Annotated in this window: 15 protein-coding genes; 12 read left to right on the top strand and 3 right to left on the bottom strand. The window is 58.5% G+C overall.

Annotation, left to right across the window (positions count from 1 at the left end):
- Nucleotides 1-78: 78 nt before the first annotated feature.
- Nucleotides 79-2,109 (top strand): M3 family metallopeptidase, encoded by a 2,031-nt coding sequence (locus ACA069_RS00460; protein ID WP_497615827.1) that lies wholly within the window; start codon nucleotides 79-81, stop codon nucleotides 2,107-2,109.
- A gap of 9 nt (nucleotides 2,110-2,118) precedes the next feature.
- Here the strand turns inward: ACA069_RS00460 and ACA069_RS00455 are convergent, their stop codons facing one another.
- Nucleotides 2,119-2,763 carry a dual specificity protein phosphatase family protein gene (locus tag ACA069_RS00455; protein ID WP_497615825.1) on the bottom strand — a complete coding sequence of 215 codons (645 nt, stop codon included), beginning with the start codon at nucleotides 2,761-2,763 and terminating at the stop codon, nucleotides 2,119-2,121.
- 303 nt (nucleotides 2,764-3,066) lie between these two features.
- Here ACA069_RS00455 and ACA069_RS00450 point away from each other — a divergent pair, with 303 nt between their 5' ends.
- From ACA069_RS00450 to ACA069_RS00440, 3 genes are read left to right on the top strand one after another with little or no spacing between them, the layout of a single operon-like run.
- The gene (locus ACA069_RS00450) at nucleotides 3,067-3,813 is read left to right on the top strand and encodes a gluconate 2-dehydrogenase subunit 3 family protein (RefSeq protein ID WP_187680736.1); all 747 of its coding nucleotides are present in this window, start codon (nucleotides 3,067-3,069) and stop codon (nucleotides 3,811-3,813) included.
- 3 nt (nucleotides 3,814-3,816) lie between these two features.
- Nucleotides 3,817-5,601, top strand: coding sequence for a GMC family oxidoreductase (locus ACA069_RS00445; RefSeq protein ID WP_497615822.1), 1,785 nt, complete (start codon nucleotides 3,817-3,819; stop codon nucleotides 5,599-5,601).
- A gap of 12 nt (nucleotides 5,602-5,613) precedes the next feature.
- Nucleotides 5,614-6,915, top strand: coding sequence for a c-type cytochrome (locus ACA069_RS00440; protein ID WP_401270792.1), 1,302 nt, complete (start codon nucleotides 5,614-5,616; stop codon nucleotides 6,913-6,915).
- 53 nt (nucleotides 6,916-6,968) lie between these two features.
- Here the strand turns inward: ACA069_RS00440 and ACA069_RS00435 are convergent, their stop codons facing one another.
- Entirely contained in the window at nucleotides 6,969-7,244 is a 276-nt protein-coding gene (locus tag ACA069_RS00435; protein ID WP_489881416.1) for a hypothetical protein, read from the bottom strand.
- 252 nt (nucleotides 7,245-7,496) lie between these two features.
- Between ACA069_RS00435 and ACA069_RS00430 the strand changes: the two genes are divergently transcribed.
- The 4 genes from ACA069_RS00430 to ACA069_RS00415 all read left to right on the top strand — a co-directional run bounded on the left by ACA069_RS00430 (nucleotide 7,497) and on the right by ACA069_RS00415 (nucleotide 11,779).
- A complete protein-coding gene (locus ACA069_RS00430; RefSeq protein WP_497615819.1) occupies nucleotides 7,497-8,042 on the top strand; it encodes a hypothetical protein in 546 nt (181 codons plus the stop codon).
- 101 nt (nucleotides 8,043-8,143) lie between these two features.
- Nucleotides 8,144-9,196, top strand: coding sequence for a PA0069 family radical SAM protein (locus tag ACA069_RS00425; RefSeq protein WP_401270799.1), 1,053 nt, complete (start codon nucleotides 8,144-8,146; stop codon nucleotides 9,194-9,196).
- A gap of 237 nt (nucleotides 9,197-9,433) precedes the next feature.
- Nucleotides 9,434-10,162 carry a carbonic anhydrase gene (locus ACA069_RS00420; RefSeq protein ID WP_187680730.1) on the top strand — a complete coding sequence of 243 codons (729 nt, stop codon included), beginning with the start codon at nucleotides 9,434-9,436 and terminating at the stop codon, nucleotides 10,160-10,162.
- A gap of 90 nt (nucleotides 10,163-10,252) precedes the next feature.
- A complete protein-coding gene (locus ACA069_RS00415) occupies nucleotides 10,253-11,779 on the top strand; it encodes a SulP family inorganic anion transporter (RefSeq protein WP_401270802.1) in 1,527 nt (508 codons plus the stop codon).
- Between the two features lie 72 nt (nucleotides 11,780-11,851).
- On the opposite strand, the gene ACA069_RS00410 is transcribed toward ACA069_RS00415, so the two are convergent.
- A complete protein-coding gene (locus ACA069_RS00410; RefSeq protein ID WP_401270804.1) occupies nucleotides 11,852-12,502 on the bottom strand; it encodes a hypothetical protein in 651 nt (216 codons plus the stop codon).
- Between the two features lie 369 nt (nucleotides 12,503-12,871).
- Here ACA069_RS00410 and coxB point away from each other — a divergent pair, with 369 nt between their 5' ends.
- The 4 genes from coxB (at nucleotide 12,872) to ACA069_RS00390 (ending at nucleotide 17,178) form a co-directional block, all read left to right on the top strand.
- On the top strand, nucleotides 12,872-13,999 hold the full coding sequence (coxB, locus tag ACA069_RS00405; protein ID WP_489881419.1) for a cytochrome c oxidase subunit II: 1,128 nt from the start codon (nucleotides 12,872-12,874) through the stop codon (nucleotides 13,997-13,999).
- 82 nt (nucleotides 14,000-14,081) lie between these two features.
- Nucleotides 14,082-15,668: a cytochrome c oxidase subunit I gene (ctaD, locus tag ACA069_RS00400; RefSeq protein WP_042556974.1), complete on the top strand. Its 1,587-nt coding sequence runs from the start codon at nucleotides 14,082-14,084 to the stop codon at nucleotides 15,666-15,668.
- Between the two features lie 45 nt (nucleotides 15,669-15,713).
- Nucleotides 15,714-16,265: a cytochrome c oxidase assembly protein gene (locus tag ACA069_RS00395; RefSeq protein ID WP_095190261.1), complete on the top strand. Its 552-nt coding sequence runs from the start codon at nucleotides 15,714-15,716 to the stop codon at nucleotides 16,263-16,265.
- A gap of 25 nt (nucleotides 16,266-16,290) precedes the next feature.
- Nucleotides 16,291-17,178, top strand: coding sequence for a cytochrome c oxidase subunit 3 (locus ACA069_RS00390; RefSeq protein WP_187680726.1), 888 nt, complete (start codon nucleotides 16,291-16,293; stop codon nucleotides 17,176-17,178).
- Nucleotide 17,179: the final 1 nt, after the last annotated feature.

The following is a 17,179-nucleotide window of genomic DNA, read 5'->3' as shown; positions in this document are numbered from 1 at the left end:
GGTGGTAACTATCTACCGCCCATCTCCCGCTCTTCCTCTTTAGGCTGGCCCATTCAGCCACGCCTCAAGGAAGACGCCATGCCTGACACCAATCCGCTGTTACAAAACTGGACTCTGCCCCCGTGGTCGGCGATTCGCGCCGAGCATCTGCTCCCGGCCATCAACGTGATCGTTGCCGAAAACCGCCAGATCATTGCGCAGGTGATCGCCAGCCAGACCGAACATCCTGGCTGGGACGATCTGGTGGTTGCCATTGATGAGGCCGATGCTCGTCTGGATGAAGCCATAGGCGTCATTGAAACCCTCTCGACCGTAAAACCCGACGATATCGACTGGCTCAGGGACAGCGCGTTGTGCAGCCTTGTCGCGGCCCAGTACACGGCCGACAAGGCCGCTAACCTGGCGCTCTACCGTGTTTATCAACGTCTGGCGAAGAGTTCGGTGGCGGCGAGTTTCGATGGTCAGCGCAAAGCCTCGTTGGCGAAGGTTCTGCGCAAATTCCGCTTGTCCGGTATCGAACTACCGCCTGCACAGCAGCAGAAACTCACCCGCCTGAACCGCGACATCAAAAGTATGGAGCAACTGTTTAAAAGCAATCTGGAGCTGGCAAACGCCGCATGGAGCAAGCGCATCGACGACGTCACGCAGCTTGAAGGCTTGTCTGCCGCGGCAAAGGCGCGTCTGGCCCTCAATGCCAAACAGGCAGGACACGACGGCTGGCTGCTCACGCTGGATCAAAACACCTACCGGCAAATCCTGACCCATGCACAGGACCGGGCGCTGCGGGAGGCGTATTTCACTGCCTGGCTTTCCCGGGCGTCCGACCAGGGCCCCCGGGCGGACAAACTCGATAACGATCCGGTGCTGACCGTACTGGTCGCCTTGCGTCACGAGAAAGCCCGGGTATTGGGTTTCGAGAATTACGTCCAGTTACGCCTCGAAAATCGCATGGCATCGTCTCCTGAGCAGGTCGCTGCCTTTTTGCGTCAGCAAGTGGCTTTGAATAAACCGGCATTGCTGCGCGATACCCAGGCCCTGAAAGCGTTCGCACACACGCTGGGGATTGCGCACGTACAGGCGTGGGATGAAGACTTTCTTGCCGAGCAACTGCGCGTTCAGCAATTGAACGGTGCGCTGAAAGGCTTGCGGCAATACTTCCCGCTTGATGGCACCTTGCGTCGGCTCTGTCAGTTCAGCGAGCGCCTGTTCGGGATCCGCATCGTCGAACAGACGACGTTCAGCCACTGGCACGACGATGTAAGGCTCTTTGAGGTCAGCGAGCACGGGCAGGTGATCGGGTATATCTACTTTGATCCCTATCACCGTGAAGAGGACGCCGACTACGCGTTCACCACTGTCCTGCGCATTCGCCGAATCAATGCCGAGGGGCGGCCATCGCTGCCGATCGCCCGTCTTTATAGCAACTTCACGGCTGCCACCGACGAGCATCCCTGCCTGCTCTCTCACGAAAATCTGCGGGTGCTGTTCCACGAATTCGGCCACTGTCTGCAGCATGTTCTGACGCGATCGCCCCATCGCAACCTGGCGGGTATTTCCCAATTGGGGCGCGATACCGCCGAATTCGCCGGGCAGTTGTTCGAACACTTTTGCCTGTCGCCCTCGTTTCTGTTGTGGCTGGCGGCTCATTACCAGAGTGGCGAACAGCTGACTGAGGCTCGGGTCAACACCGCGCTGGCGGCCATTGGTGCCCACACCAGTCGCACCACCGCAATGTTACTGATGACGGCACTGTTCGATCTGCAATTACATTGCAGTCACGGCGATAGCCGCAGCATCGAACAAGTGTTCAAGGATGTGCAGCGTGAAGTTCCTCACCTGCAACTGTCGGGATATCACCGTTTCGCCAATGGTTTTGACTACCTGGTGACCGGTTATGAGGCATCGGTCTATGCCTACAAGTGGTCTGGCGTATTGGCCACCGAAGTGTTCGAACGGTTTCAGCGTGATGGGGTGTTCGACCCGCAAACGGGTCGGGATTTTCGCGATGCGTTCTTCGCCCCCGGCGACTCACGCTCGTTACTGAAAGCGCTGGAAACCTTTCTCGACCGGCCGATCAACGCAGCGCTATTTGCGGCCACGACCGATTGAGTGGGTCGATCATTTCAAATTGACCGTCTGGAACCAGCTCTTCATCGAACAAGTTGCGAACGCGCTGGTACTGCAATCGCCGTTAGCCAGCGCGGTGCGCAACTTGTCGACATCGGCCTGCATCACGTAACGCACGCTGTCGCGAAAGTGCCCGCTCTCACCAAACCCGCCTTGGGTCATCTCGCTCAAGGCGTCCTCTTTGCTCCAGCCCTGCACCACCACGCGGTACATCGCGGCCATCAGGCCGGTGCGATCGGAGCCGTGTTTGCAATGCATCAACACCGGGCCATTGGCTTCGGCGCTCTCGATGGCGCGCAAGGTCTTGAGCACGTCGCTGTCGTCGACGTGGTTGGTGCGATACGGCAACTGCACCTGATTGATGCCCGGCTCGGACAGCCAATTGGTATCGGCCTCCGGCAGAAAGTTGATCACAGTGGCCAACTTGAGATTCTTCAGCAACGGCACCACACCGCCATCAGGCAATGCGCTGCGGTAGAGGGTTGGCGACATCTGGAACAGGTTGTATTGCACTTCAACCGGTTGCGCCCACTCAGGCGGACGGGGGGTCGGACTGTCAGCCGCCCGGGCGGGGATCAAGTGCAGCAGGGCAACAAGCGATAAACACAAAGCAGGGAAAAGGCGCATTCGGGGCATGCTGGGTTGACCGTATCGAGATGGTTCAGTGATAGCACGCAGCTTCGCAGCCTGCCGGTCAAAGCCCCGTGAGCCGGCTGTCAAAGAATCGTGAACCCGCGCTGTTACAGCGGACCGGCAAGCAAAATTTCAGTCTTTTTACGCTGAATCGATTCAACCGGATGCTTAGCCTGCTACCATTTGTCACATCATGTTGCAGATGCGCCCCCCTTTTCCGGGTCAACCGGCCACGTCGCGACGACAAATCCTGAAACCGTTCTCAGAAACGGCTGACAACCATCAATGCCTGATGAGGTGCCCCCCATGTCTGATGCAGATCGAGACAACCCGCGGCGTGAGTTTTTGCGCAAATCCCTGACCCTGATTCCAGTGGTGACCCTGGCGGGTACCGGTCTGGGCAGCAGCGTGCTGCAAGCAGCGCCTGAAGCCGCACCGGCCAAACCTGCCGCGCAACCGGCTCGCGGCGACGCAGGCGTTTATCAGCCGAGCTATTTCACCGCAGAAGAATGGGCATTTATCAATGCTGCCGTGGCGCAATTGATTCCCAACGATGCCCAAGGCCCGGGTGCGCTTGAAGCCGGCGTGCCGGAATACATCGATCGTCAAATGAACACGCCGTATGCCGCTGGTGCCCTTTGGTACATGCAGGGTCCGTTCAATGCCGACGCAGCACCGGAGATGGGCTGGCAGAGCAAACTGGTGCCAAAAGAGATCTATCGCCTCGGCATCGCCGCCACGGATCAGTGGACCAAATCCCTCAACGGTAAAACATTTGCCGAGCAAGACAGCGCTACCCGAGACGATTTGCTCAAGCAACTCGAAGCCGGAAAACCGCCGTTCGATAGCGTCCCGGCGAAGATTTTCTTCAATCTGCTGCTGCAAAACACCAAGGAAGGGTTCTTCTGCGATCCGATCCACGGCGGCAATAAAGGCATGGTCGGCTGGACCATGATCGGCTTCCCCGGCGCCCGCGCCGATTTCATGGATTGGGTGGAACGCAACGAGCAATACCCCTTCCCGGCAGTTTCGATTCGCGGCGAGAGGGCTTAAGGCATGGCGACGGTAATGAAGAAGGTCGATGCAGTCATCGTCGGGTTCGGCTGGACCGGCGCGATCATGGCCAAGGAGCTGACCGAAGCGGGTCTTAACGTGCTGGCGCTGGAGCGCGGGCCGATGCAGGACACCTACCCCGACGGCAACTATCCGCAGGTGATCGACGAACTCACCTACAGCGTGCGCAAAAAACTTTTCCAGGACATTTCCAAAGAGACCGTCACCATTCGCCATAGCGTCAACGACATTGCCCTGCCGAACCGCCAATTGGGCGCGTTCCTGCCGGGCAACGGCGTCGGCGGTGCAGGGCTGCACTGGTCGGGCGTGCACTTTCGCGTCGACCCGATCGAGTTGCGTATGCGCAGCCACTACGAAGAACGCTACGGCAAAAGCTTCATCCCCAAGGACATGACCATCCAGGACTTCGGTGTCAGCTATGAAGAACTGGAGCCGTTCTTCGATTACGCCGAAAAAGTCTTCGGCACCTCGGGTCAGGCATGGACTGTGAAGGGTCAGTTGGTGGGCGAAGGCAAGGGCGGTAATCCCTATGCCCCTGATCGTTCGAACCACTTCCCATTGGAAGCGCAGAAAAACACCGTTTCCGCACAGCTGTTCGGTAAAGCGGCCACAGAGGTTGGTTACAAACCCTACAACCTGCCTTCGGCGAATACTTCAGGGCCGTACACCAATCCCTACGGCGCACAGATGGGCCCGTGCAACTTCTGCGGATTTTGCAGCGGTTACGTTTGCTACATGTATTCCAAGGCTTCGCCAAACGTGAACATTCTGCCGGCGCTCAAGCCTTTGCCGAATTTCGAGCTGCGGCCCAACTCGCATGTATTGCGGGTCAACCTCGACAGCAGCAAAACCAAAGCCACCGGCGTGACTTACATCGACGGTCAGGGCCGCGAGATCGAGCAACCGGCGGATCTGGTGATTCTCGGCGCCTTCCAGTTGCACAACGTGCGGTTGATGCTGCTCTCCGGGATCGGCAAGCCCTACGACCCGATCAGCGGCGAAGGTGTGGTCGGGCGTAACTTCGCCTACCAGAACATGGCGACCATAAAAGCGTTCTTCGACAAAGACACCCACACCAACAACTTCATCGGTGCCGGTGGCAACGGTGTGGCGCTGGATGACTTCAACGCCGACAACTTCGACCACGGCCCGCACGGCTTCGTCGGTGGCTCGCCGATGTGGGTCAACCAGGCTGGCAGCCGGCCGATTGCCGGCACCTCCAACCCACCGGGCACTCCGGCCTGGGGCAGTGCGTGGAAACGCGCGACCGCCGATTACTACACCCATCAGGTATCGATGGACGCTCACGGCGCGCATCAATCCTACAGAGGCAACTACCTCGATCTCGATCCGGTGTACCGCGATGCCTACGGCTTGCCGCTGCTGCGGATGACGTTCGACTGGCAGGAAAACGACATCAAGATGAACCGCTTCATGGTCGAGAAAATGGGCAAAGTCGCCGAAGCAATGAGCCCGAAAGCCATTGCGGTGATCGGCAAGAAAGTCGGCGACCACTTCAACACCGCGTCGTACCAGACCACCCACCTCAACGGTGGCGCGATCATGGGCACCGACCCGAAAACCAGCGCTCTGAACCGCTACTTGCAGAGCTGGGACGTGCACAACGTGTTCGTGCCGGGGGCATCGGCGTTCCCGCAAGGCCTGGGTTACAACCCTACAGGTTTGGTTGCCGCGCTGACTTACTGGTCGGCGAAAGCGATCCGTGAGCAATACCTGAAAAACCCCGGCCCGCTGGTTCAGGCTTAAGGAGCGATGACCATGAAGAGTTTTGTTATCGCGACCCTGGCCCTGCTGGGCAGCGCTACTTTGCAAGCGGCCGAAGTTGATCAGTCCTTGATCAAACAGGGCGAATACCTCGCCCGCGCCGGCGACTGTGTGGCTTGTCACACCGCGAAGGACGGCAAGCCTTTCGCCGGTGGACTGCCGATGGAAACCCCGATTGGCACGATCTACTCGACCAACATCACCCCGGATAAAACCGGCGTCGGTGATTACAGCTTCGAGGACTTCGATCAGGCCGTGCGTCACGGCGTCGCCAAAAACGGTAGTACGTTGTACCCGGCGATGCCGTATCCGTCCTACGCCCGTGTCAGCGAAGGCGACATGAAAGCGTTGTACGCGTACTTCATGCGAGGCGTTGAACCGGTGGCGCAGGAGAACAAGGCCAGCGACATCCCGTGGCCGTTGAGCATGCGCTGGCCGTTGATGGGCTGGCGCTGGATGTTTGCGCCGAAGGTCGAGGACTACAAGGCCACGTCAGAAGATCCGGTCATTGATCGTGGGGCTTATCTGGTGGAAGGCCTCGGACATTGCGGCGCCTGTCATACGCCACGTGCCCTGACCATGCAGGAAAAATCCTTGAGTGCAGCGGATGGTAAAAACTTCCTGGCCGGCAGCGCGCCGCTGGAAGGCTGGATCGCCAAGAGTCTGCGCGGTGACCACAAGGACGGCCTGGGTAGCTGGAGCGAAGAGCAACTGGTGCAATTCCTCAAGACCGGTCGCAGCGACCGTAGCGCAGTGTTCGGCGGCATGAGCGATGTGGTCACCCACAGCATGCAATACATGACCGACGCCGACCTGACCGCGATTGCCCGCTATCTCAAGTCGTTGCCAGCGACTGATCCGAACGATCAGCCGCACCAGTACGACGAAAAAGTCGCCAAGGCCCTGTGGAACGGTGACGACAGTCAGCGCGGCGCAGCGGTGTACATCGACAACTGCGCGGCGTGCCACCGCACGGACGGCCACGGCTATACGCGGGTATTCCCGGCGCTGGCAGGCAATCCGGTGCTGCAATCAGATGACCCGACTTCGTTGATTCACATTGTGCTCAAGGGCGGGACTTTGCCAGCGACGCACACGGCGCCTTCGACCTTCACCATGCCCGCGTATGCATGGCGCCTGTCGGATCAGGAAGTCGCAGATGTGGTGAGTTTTATTCGCGGCAGTTGGGGTAACAAGGGCGCCCCAGTGAAAGCAGCCGATGTTGCCAATCTGCGCAAGAACGATATGCAGACCACTTCCGGCGATGACCTGGGGCAAGTCACTTCGCATAACTGACGCTTGAATACCGCTGACATGGCACGAAGGCTTGTGCTGTGTCAGCGGGGCATTCAACGCTTGGACTGAAAGCCCTTGAATTGCGCAAAGGCATCCGCCAACTGCAAGTAAAGCTTCTTGTCGTGTTTATCGATGTCGCCATCGCCGTCAGCATCGACGACGTCTTCGGAAATCAAGTCATAACGACCGTTACCTTCCGACGAAGAAGCGAACAACGAGTAGTCGTAATCCATCATTTCGGTGGCGTCTTCATCGTAGTGATAGAACGCGACCTCCGGATTTCCATCTCGGTCCATATCCGCGATTTCGAGCAATATCCTGATCGTCATAAATAAAATCTCTGTCCGTTGATTAAGCCAGGATCACCGGCAAAGTTGCCGCGCGCTCCTCAGGCTAAATCCAAAGCATGAACACATCTACTGTCATACCTCACAGGGTGTATAAGCAGACAGTGCTGACTGTCTTGCTGTCGATATATACACCCTGTCAACTATGACAGTAGACATTTATTGACTGCAGTTCTAATTTCAAAGGCGTGACTACTACACTTTTAATATTGACTATGGCAGGGAGCGGACATTATGAATTACGCAGTGTTATATGAGTTCAAGGATATCAAGGGAGATCATCACGCCGAAGCGATCATCTCCCGATACAACGATGGATATGCGCCGGGCCGTAAACCCAACGTAGTTGTCACAGTTGAATACAACACGGTCAGTAAAAAATATGAAACCGTCGAAGGGTATGACGATGTCGAGGGAGATGGCGACCTTGATGAAGATGACCAGTCTTATTACACCCTCGCCGCTGATATTGCCTCTGCTATTGCAGGTTTAAGCAAGCAGGATGAGGGCCGTCGCTATAAGAGCATGCTGGTGTCTTTCGATAATAACGGCAGCCCGGCTGCACCGCCCGATGTCAAAATTGGACTGTTCAATGTTTCAAATAGCGGTTTGAGCCAGCCTGACTTTACCGTCACAGCGACAGATTATAGAAACGGCCTGTATAACAAGGTTTCAAATACTGTAGATGCCAACGGCGATAACCGCATTGATCTTAACGATCAACTTGCATTCAAGAGGATCGCAAATTCTTTTGCCTCAATGAAAGGGTTCAAAGCCTGAACTGACTGACAACTCTATTATCTTGCTTATCGCCCGACGGCACTGGCGGGTTACCCATTTCCACGATACTGTACGGACATACAGCATCGTGGAATTTCATTATGGCCATCCCTGACCGTGGTCGCGGCACCGCCAGCAACCCGCACAACCGCTTCGCACCGAGCCGCTCGGTTGCCGAAGACGACGGCTGGTATCAGGAAGTGCCCGAGACCCAGGGCACCGAGGTGATGATCGAAACGGCGAAGACGATCATCACCCGCAACACCTCGCCGGATCTGCCGTTCGACCGCTCTATCAACCCCTATCGCGGCTGCGAGCACGGCTGCATCTATTGTTACGCGCGGCCCAGCCACGCCTATTGGGACATGTCGCCGGGGCTCGATTTCGAAACGAAGCTGATCGCCAAGACCAACGCTGCCCAAGTGCTGGAAGAACAGCTCGGGAAAAAAGGCTATCAATGCGCGCCGATCAATCTCGGTTCCAACACCGATCCGTATCAGCCGATCGAACGCGAACACAAGATCACCCGCCAGATCCTCGAAGTGCTGCTGCGTTATCGGCACCCGGTGACCATTGTCACCAAGGGCTCGTTGATCCTGCGCGACCTCGACTTGCTCACCGAACTGGCGCAACAGCGGCTGGTGGCGGTGATGATCAGCCTGACCACACTGGACGATGAACTGAAGCGAATCCTCGAACCCCGCGCCGCTGCGCCCAAGGCGCGCTTGCGGGCAATCCGGGTGATGCGTGAAGCGGGAGTTCCGGTGGGAGTGCTGTGTTCACCGATGATTCCGATGATCAACGACAGCGAGATCGAAAGCCTGCTGACTGAGGCCCAAGCCGCCGGCGCGCAAAGTGCGGCCTACATGATGCTGCGCCTGCCGCTGGAAGTGGCGCCGCTGTTCGAGGAATGGCTGCAAGCGCATTATCCGCAACGCGCAGCGCATGTGTTGAGCCTGGTTCGACAAAGCCGTGGCGGCGAGCTCTACGACAGCCGTTTCGGCGCGAGGATGCGAGGTGAAGGGCCGTTTGCAGATCTGCTGGCGCAGAGGTTTGCCAAAGCCATCAAGCGTCTGGGCCTCAATCATCGCGAGAGCTACAACCTCGATTGCACAGCCTTCTGTCCGCCGGGTCGCCAGATGTCGTTGATTTAGCGACAATTGGCCTATGGTTGAGTGGTCGGAACCCTTCCGTCGAAACTGCCAGTCACGTTTTTTGTGACCTGGAACACACGTTCTAGAGCGCTTGATTCAGTTTGAGTTAAGTTTCGACGGCTACCTTGTTCATCGAGTGACTGACGGGTCGGGATGACTCGGATGTTTTAAACAGCCACTGGCTTCATACCGGAATACCGGGGCATGACTCCCTGAATCCGCCTAAGAGGATGAATCATGAGTGACAAGGATAAACAGCCGTTGGCTGCGTCGGCGCAAGCCCCTGTGGCGGAATCCGCCGATGCAGCGCTGCGTCAGATCGTAGACGGCTTTTTGCATTTTCATCATGAGGTCTTCCCGCAGCAGGAAGAACTCTTCAAGAAACTCGCCACGGCCCAGTCGCCAAAAGCGATGTTCATCACCTGCGCCGACTCGCGCATCGTGCCCGAACTGATCACCCAGAGTTCGCCCGGCGATCTGTTCGTGACCCGTAACGTCGGCAACGTTGTACCGCCCTACGGCCAGATGAACGGCGGCGTTTCCACTGCGATCGAATACGCGGTGCTGGCGCTCGGCGTGCAGCACATCATCATCTGCGGCCACTCGGATTGCGGCGCCATGCGCGCGGTGCTCAACCCCGACAGCCTGGAAAAAATGCCGACGGTCAAAGCCTGGTTGCGCCACGCCGAAGTGGCCAAAACCATGGTGCATGAAAACTGTAACTGCGCCGACGAAAAAGAAAGCATGCCGATCCTCACTGAGGAAAACGTCATCGCCCAATTGCAGCACTTGCGTACCCATCCTTCGGTAGCCTCGCGCATGGCGAACGGTCATCTGTTCATCCATGGCTGGGTCTACAACATCGAAACCAGCGAAATCAAAGCTTACGACGCGGATCAGGGCTGCTTCCTGCCGCTCGACGGCAGCCATCCGATTCCGGTGGCGACGCCCAAAGCGCGCTTCTAAATCTTCCTAACAATCTGTGTGGTTTGATGCCGGCCGCTGTTTCAGCGGCCCGGCCTCGCCACGCCTGAAGAAAGCTTCGGGAGAGTCATCATGCGTGCTGCTCAATTAAAAGCGGTGTTGCCACGGGAGCTGCTCGCTTCGGTGGTTGTATTTCTGGTCGCCCTGCCGCTGTGCATGGGCATTGCGATTGCGTCAGGGTTGCCGCCAGCCAAAGGTCTGATCACCGGGATCATCGGCGGTCTGGTAGTCGGTTGGCTGGCGGGTTCGCCGTTGCAGGTCAGCGGGCCGGCAGCGGGTCTGGCAGTGTTGGTGTTTGAACTGGTGCGCCAGCACGGCATCGAGATGCTCGGGCCGATTCTGCTGCTGGCCGGTTTCCTGCAACTGGTGGCCGGGCGACTGAAGCTCGGTTGCTGGTTTCGGGTCACAGCGCCAGCGGTGGTCTACGGCATGCTGGCCGGGATCGGCGTGTTGATTGTGCTCTCACAAATCCATGTGATGCTCGACGCCTCACCAAAGCCCTCTGGGCTGGATAACCTCACAGCGTTCCCCGCTGCGGTGGCGCAAGCCTTGCCGTCGTTTGGCTGGCAGGCCGGTCTGCTCGGGCTGGCGACTATTGCGGTGATGTGGCTGTGGGAGAAATTCCGTCCGCATTCCCTGCGCTTTATTCCCGGCGCATTGCTGGGTGTGGGTCTGGCGACGGGTGCCAGTCTGATGCTGGCGTTGCAGGTTAAACGCGTCGAGGTGCCGGCCAATCTGGCAGAAGCCATCGATTGGCTGAAACCGGCGGATCTGCTCAGTCTGGCGGACCCGACGCTGCTGATCGCTGCGTTTGCCGTGGCGTTTATCGCCAGCGCCGAAACCCTGTTGTCGGCGGCGGCGGTGGATCGCATGCACAGCGGCGTGCGTTCGGACTTCGACCGTGAACTGTCGGCACAAGGCGTCGGCAACATGCTTTGCGGCCTGGTCGGCGCGTTGCCGATGACCGGGGTAATCGTGCGCAGTTCGGCCAACGTCCAGGCCGGTGCGACCACGCGCTATTCGACAATCTTCCATGGCCTGTGGCTGCTGGCGTTCGTGCTGTTGCTGTCGAGCGTGCTGCAAAGCATTCCGGTGGCGAGTTTGGCGGGTGTGCTGGTGTATACCGGTTTCAAACTGGTGGATCTCAAGGCGTTTCGCGGGCTGGGTCGTTATGGCCGGATGCCGATGTTCACTTACGCCGCGACGGCGCTGGCGATCATCTTCACCGACCTGTTGACCGGCGTGCTGATCGGCTTCGGCCTGACCTTGCTGAAACTGGCGTTCAAGGCTTCGCGCTTGAAGATCAGCTTGATCGATCTGCCGCAGGACGGCGAGATGGAGTTGCGTCTGGTGGGGGCGGCGACGTTCCTCAAGGTGCCGGCGCTGACGCAGGTGCTGAACACGATTCCTATGGGCACCACGGTGCATGTGCCGCTCAATAACCTGAGCTACATCGACCATTCGTGTCTGGAGTTGCTGGAAGAGTGGGGCCGGGCGAATGCGGCGAAGGGGTCGAAGCTGTTGATTGAGTCGCGTGGGTTAAAGCGCAGGCTTGAGGGGCGTATTCGGACTACCACCGGGATCGGCGCGGCCGGCTAAATCTTCCCGCCTGAACACAACACCTGTGGGAGCTGGCTTGCCAGCTCCCACAGGTGTTGAGGTGTTTCTGGGTTAAGCAGCCGGTTGATCCAGCTCCAGACCCACTCCCAATCGACGGCCCATGCACGGCCAGCGTTTCCACGCCGCACCGGTGTCGGGGCTGCTGAGTTTTTCGCGGTAGGCCTCTACCGACTCCAGCGCAAAACTCTCTTCGTTGAGCATCTCGTCGATGGCGTGATGCACCGCTTCGTCCAGTTGGTTGGCAAACTCCTCACCGATCAATTGGTGAGCAATCAGATTGGCGACCGTCATGTCCAAGGGGATCAGTGGCTGGCCGAAATGCTTGATGTACAGGTCGTTGACCTCTTCGACAAAACGGTGCGCCAGGTAGGCTTCGTCCAGCAGGCTGTCCAGGCCAACGTGCCCGGCCATGATTACCGGCGGCTGGAGGAAATACTGCTCGGCGATTTTCAGCACCGGTTTGATCTGCGATTCGATTCCCGCTTCCCTGGCGACTTCATTGGCTGCATCCAGCAGGTCTGGCACTTCATCGATGTAGGCGGCGACAAAACGCGTCAGCACGCCTTTGGCGTCGGCTTCCGGCAATTGGATCGCCGGGTGTAAATGAGGCAGCTTGCTTTCCAGCTGACGGGTCAGCAGGCCGGTGTCTTTCTCGTGCTGTTGGGCGGTTTGGATCTGCTCGCGCAATGCGGCGGTGTTCATGAAAACTCCAGGGAACAAGGCAATGAAATAGGGAAGACATAAGTTAGCTGGCTTACGAAAAATGCTAAGACGCATTTGTCATAATTATTTCATCCTTGATGCGCCTGCGTTATATCGATTTACCACCTCTCGTCTGCATCCTTCTCCATTCGTGCCCTTGAACGCAAGTCTCGGCTGTTTCAGTTCATTTACGTCCTCACATTGCAATTTCCAGTCGCTGTCTATACTCGCCATTGAATGGAGTTAGCTGATGACGCCCGACTGCACCCGCAGCAAGGCCCGGCGATTCAAGTTCGTAGTCTGATGCAGCCGCTCCCTTGCCGCAGGCGAAAGCCGGCGGGATAACAAGAACGATAAGGGGAACCCGCAATGATGCGACATCCACACGTCTGGATGGGCCTCCTGTTGTGGTCGATTTTCAGCCAGGCCAATGCGGCCTGGACTGTGAATATGGCGCCTGGAGCGACTGAAATCAGTCACGCAGTATTCGACCTGCACATGACCATTTTCTGGATCTGTGTGGTGATCGGGATCATCGTCTTCGGCGCCATGTTCTGGTCGATGATGGTGCACCGCCGTTCAACCGGGCAGGTCGCCGCAAAATTCCACGAAAGCACCACCGTCGAAATTCTCTGGACCGTCGTCCCGCTGCTGATTCTGGTGGCGATGGCCGTTCCGGCGACCGCCACCCTGATCAAGATGTACGACGCCAGTGAGCCGGATATCGATATCCAGGTCACCGGCTATCAGTGGAAGTGGCACTACAAATACCTGGGCCAGGACGTCGAGTTCTTCAGCAACCTGGCCACGCCCGCCGAGCAGATCCACAACAAGGAAGCCAAGGGCGAACACTACCTGCTTGAGGTCGACAAGCCGCTGGTGCTGCCGACCGGCGCCAAGGTGCGCTTCCTCGTGACCTCCGCCGACGTCATCCACTCGTGGTGGGTGCCGGCGTTTGCGGTCAAGCGCGATGCGATCCCCGGGTTCGTCAACGAAGCCTGGACCCGTGTCGACAAACCCGGCATCTACCGTGGCCAGTGCGCCGAACTGTGCGGCAAGGATCACGGCTTCATGCCGATTGTGGTCGAGGTCAAGGAGAAGGCCGATTACGAAACATGGCTGGCCGAACGCAAGGCCGAAGCCGCCCAGCTCAAAGAGCTGACCAGCAAGGAATGGACTCTCGACGAGCTCAAAGAGCGCGGCGACAAGGTCTATCACACCGCTTGCGTCGCCTGTCACCAAGCCGAAGGCCAAGGCCTGCCGCCGATGTTCCCGGCGCTCAAGGGCTCGAAAATCGCCACCGGACCGATCAAGGATCACCTGAACATTGTCCTCCACGGCAAGCCCGGCACCGCCATGGCGGCGTTCGGCAAACAGTTGTCGGAAGTCGATATCGCAGCGGTCGTGACCTATGAACGTAACGCCTGGGGCAACAACAAGGGCGACATGGTCACGCCAAAAGAAGTGCTGGAGCTGAAACAGGCGGAAAGCAAATGAGCCGGTCTATTGCGTACTTCGTGAACCAGTCGGGGCTCCGTACCCCGGCCTGCCCAGCCCACTCACTTGAAGGAGACCGGCCATGAGCGCTGTCATCGATGACCACGGTCATGCCGACCACGCCCACGGTCCCGCCAAAGGCCTGATGCGCTGGGTGCTGACCACCAACCACAAGGACATCGGCACGCTGTACCTGTGGTTTGCATTCTGCATGTTCCTGCTCGGCGGCTCGTTCGCCATGGTGATCCGCGCCGAGTTGTTCCAGCCCGGTTTGCAGATCGTCGAGCCGGCGTTCTTCAACCAGATGACCACCATGCACGGTCTGGTGATGGTGTTCGGTGCGGTGATGCCGGCGTTCGTCGGCCTCGCCAACTGGATGATCCCGTTGATGATCGGCGCGCCGGACATGGCCCTGCCGCGCATGAACAACTTCAGCTTCTGGCTGCTGCCGGCGGCGTTCCTGCTGTTGGTCTCGACCCTGTTCAGCCCCGGTGGCGGGCCGAATTTCGGCTGGACGTTCTACGCGCCGTTGTCGACGACTTATGCGCCGGAAAGCGTGACGTTCTTCATCTTCGCCATCCACTTGATGGGGATCAGCTCGATCATGGGCGCGATCAACGTGGTCGCGACCATCCTCAACCTGCGCGCCCCCGGCATGACGTTGATGAAAATGCCGCTGTTCGTCTGGACCTGGCTGATCACTGCTTTCCTGCTGATAGCGGTGATGCCGGTGCTGGCCGGGTGCGTGACGATGATGCTGATGGACATCCACTTCGGCACCAGTTTCTTCAGTGCCGCCGGTGGCGGTGACCCGGTGTTGTTCCAGCATGTGTTCTGGTTCTTCGGCCACCCCGAGGTGTACATCATGATCCTGCCGGCGTTCGGCGCCGTCAGCTCGATCATCCCGACCTTCTCGCGCAAACCGCTGTTCGGCTACACCTCGATGGTCTACGCCACGGCGAGCATTGCGTTCCTGTCGTTCATTGTCTGGGCGCACCACATGTTCGTGGTCGGCATTCCGTTGGTGGGCGAGTTGTTCTTCATGTACGCCACGCTACTGATCGCCGTGCCCACCGGGGTCAAGGTGTTCAACTGGGCGAGCACCATGTGGCAAGGCTCGCTGACCTTCGAGACGCCGATGCTGTTTGCCGTGGCATTCGTGATCCTGTTCTCCATCGGTGGCTTCTCCGGGCTGATGCTGGCCATCGCCCCGGCGGACTTCCAGTATCAGGACACCTACTTCGTCGTTGCGCACTTCCACTATGTGCTGGTGCCGGGGGCAATCTTCGGGATCTTCGCCTCGGCCTATTACTGGCTGCCGAAGTGGACCGGCCACATGTACGACGAAACCCTCGGCAAGCTGCATTTCTGGCTGTCGTTCATCGGCATGAACATGGCCTTCTTCCCGATGCACTTCGTGGGCCTTGCGGGGATGCCGCGGCGGATTCCGGACTACAACCTGCAGTTCGCCGACTTCAATATGGTCTCCTCGATCGGCGCGTTCATGTTCGGCGCCACGCAGATCTTCTTCCTGTTCATCGTGATCAAGACCATCCGAGGCGGCGAGCCGGCACCGGCCAAACCGTGGGATGGCGCCGAAGGTCTGGAATGGAGCGTGCCGTCACCGGCGCCGTATCACACCTTTACTACGCCGCCGGAAGTGAAATGAACAATTTCTGCCCTGCACAAATGACTGTGGGAGAGGCTGAAAATCATGGCTGACTCGATCTCGCTGAAAAAACTCGTCACCCGCCTGCTCGCGGTGGTAGTGGCGATGTTTGTCTTCGGGTTTGCCCTGGTGCCGATCTACGACGTGATGTGCAAAGCCTTCGGCATCAATGGCAAGACCGGTGGGCAGTACGAGGGCGAGCAGGTGGTCGACACCTCCCGCCAGGTGCGCGTGCAGTTTTTGTCGACCAACACCGCTGACATGCCGTGGGACTTCTACCCAAAGCACGACGAGCTGACGGCCAACCCCGGCGCGGTGAACGAGATGATCTTCATCGCCCGCAACCCCACCGACAAACCGATGAGTGCGCAAGCCGTGCCGAGCATCGCGCCAAGCAATGCGGCGGCGTATTTCCACAAGACCGAATGCTTTTGCTTTACCCAGCAGGTGCTGCAGCCCGGTCAGCAGATCGAGATGCCGGTGCGTTTCATTGTTGACCGCGACATGCCCAAGGATGTGAAGCACCTGACGCTGTCCTACACGCTGTTCGATATCACCGCCCGACATCCACCGGTGGCTGTAAACACTGGCGGTTGAGCGTGCCCGATAAGGAGAACAATAAATGGCAACTCATGAGCACTATTACGTTCCGGCCCAGAGCAAATGGCCGATCATCGCCACGATCGGCATGCTCGTCACCGTGTACGGCCTGGCCGTCTGGTTCAACGATCTGAAGGCAGCGCGCCCGGAATCCCACGGCCCGCTGATCTTTTTCATCGGCGGCCTGCTGGTGGCGTACATGCTGTTCGGCTGGTTCGGCACGGTGATCAAGGAAAGTCGCGCGGGACTCTACAGCGCGCAGCTTGATCGCTCGTTCCGCTGGGGCATGAGCTGGTTCATCTTTTCCGAAGTGATGTTCTTCGTCGCCTTCTTCGGTGCGCTGTTTTACGTGCGGCACATTTCCGGCCCGGCACTCGGAGGTGAAGGCCCAAAAGGGGTCGCGCACATGCTTTGGCCAAATTTTCAGTTCACCTGGCCGCTGCTGAACACGCCGGATCCGAAACTGTTCCCGCCGGCCAAAGACGTTATCAGCCCGTGGGGTCTGCCGCTGATCAACACGATTCTGCTGGTCAGCTCCAGCGTGACCATCACCATTGCCCACCATGCGCTGAAGAAAGGCCATCGCGGCGCGCTGAAAATCTGGCTGGCGATCACCGTGCTGCTGGGCTGCGCATTCCTCGGCTTCCAGGCCGAAGAATACATTCACGCTTATAAGGAGCTGGGCCTGACCCTGGGTTCGGGCATCTACGGCGCGACGTTCTTCATGCTCACCGGTTTCCACGGCGCCCACGTGACCATCGGCACGATCATTCTGTTTGTGATGCTGATGCGGATCATGAAGGGCCACTTCGACAACGAGCATCAGTTCGGCTTTGAAGCGGCGAGCTGGTATTGGCACTTCGTCGACGTAGTGTGGATCGGCTTGTTCATCTTCGTTTACGTGCTCTGAA

The organism is Pseudomonas sp. LBUM1652, assembly GCF_059716105.1.
This window is presented reverse-complemented; position numbering and strand designations above follow the sequence as displayed.

Excerpts from the sequence above, each read along its gene's own strand:
- ACA069_RS00460 (WP_497615827.1), top strand. The coding sequence starts at position 79 with ATGCCTGACACCAATCCGCTGTTACAAAACTGGACTCTGCCCCCGTGG.
- ACA069_RS00455 (WP_497615825.1), bottom strand. The coding sequence starts at position 2,763 with ATGCCCCGAATGCGCCTTTTCCCTGCTTTGTGTTTATCGCTTGTTGCC.
- ACA069_RS00450 (WP_187680736.1), top strand. The coding sequence starts at position 3,067 with ATGTCTGATGCAGATCGAGACAACCCGCGGCGTGAGTTTTTGCGCAAA.
- ACA069_RS00445 (WP_497615822.1), top strand. The coding sequence starts at position 3,817 with ATGGCGACGGTAATGAAGAAGGTCGATGCAGTCATCGTCGGGTTCGGC.
- ACA069_RS00440 (WP_401270792.1), top strand. The coding sequence starts at position 5,614 with ATGAAGAGTTTTGTTATCGCGACCCTGGCCCTGCTGGGCAGCGCTACT.
- ACA069_RS00435 (WP_489881416.1), bottom strand. The coding sequence starts at position 7,244 with ATGACGATCAGGATATTGCTCGAAATCGCGGATATGGACCGAGATGGA.
- ACA069_RS00430 (WP_497615819.1), top strand. The coding sequence starts at position 7,497 with ATGAATTACGCAGTGTTATATGAGTTCAAGGATATCAAGGGAGATCAT.
- ACA069_RS00425 (WP_401270799.1), top strand. The coding sequence starts at position 8,144 with ATGGCCATCCCTGACCGTGGTCGCGGCACCGCCAGCAACCCGCACAAC.
- ACA069_RS00420 (WP_187680730.1), top strand. The coding sequence starts at position 9,434 with ATGAGTGACAAGGATAAACAGCCGTTGGCTGCGTCGGCGCAAGCCCCT.
- ACA069_RS00415 (WP_401270802.1), top strand. The coding sequence starts at position 10,253 with ATGCGTGCTGCTCAATTAAAAGCGGTGTTGCCACGGGAGCTGCTCGCT.
- ACA069_RS00410 (WP_401270804.1), bottom strand. The coding sequence starts at position 12,502 with ATGAACACCGCCGCATTGCGCGAGCAGATCCAAACCGCCCAACAGCAC.
- coxB (WP_489881419.1), top strand. The coding sequence starts at position 12,872 with ATGATGCGACATCCACACGTCTGGATGGGCCTCCTGTTGTGGTCGATT.
- ctaD (WP_042556974.1), top strand. The coding sequence starts at position 14,082 with ATGAGCGCTGTCATCGATGACCACGGTCATGCCGACCACGCCCACGGT.
- ACA069_RS00395 (WP_095190261.1), top strand. The coding sequence starts at position 15,714 with ATGGCTGACTCGATCTCGCTGAAAAAACTCGTCACCCGCCTGCTCGCG.
- ACA069_RS00390 (WP_187680726.1), top strand. The coding sequence starts at position 16,291 with ATGGCAACTCATGAGCACTATTACGTTCCGGCCCAGAGCAAATGGCCG.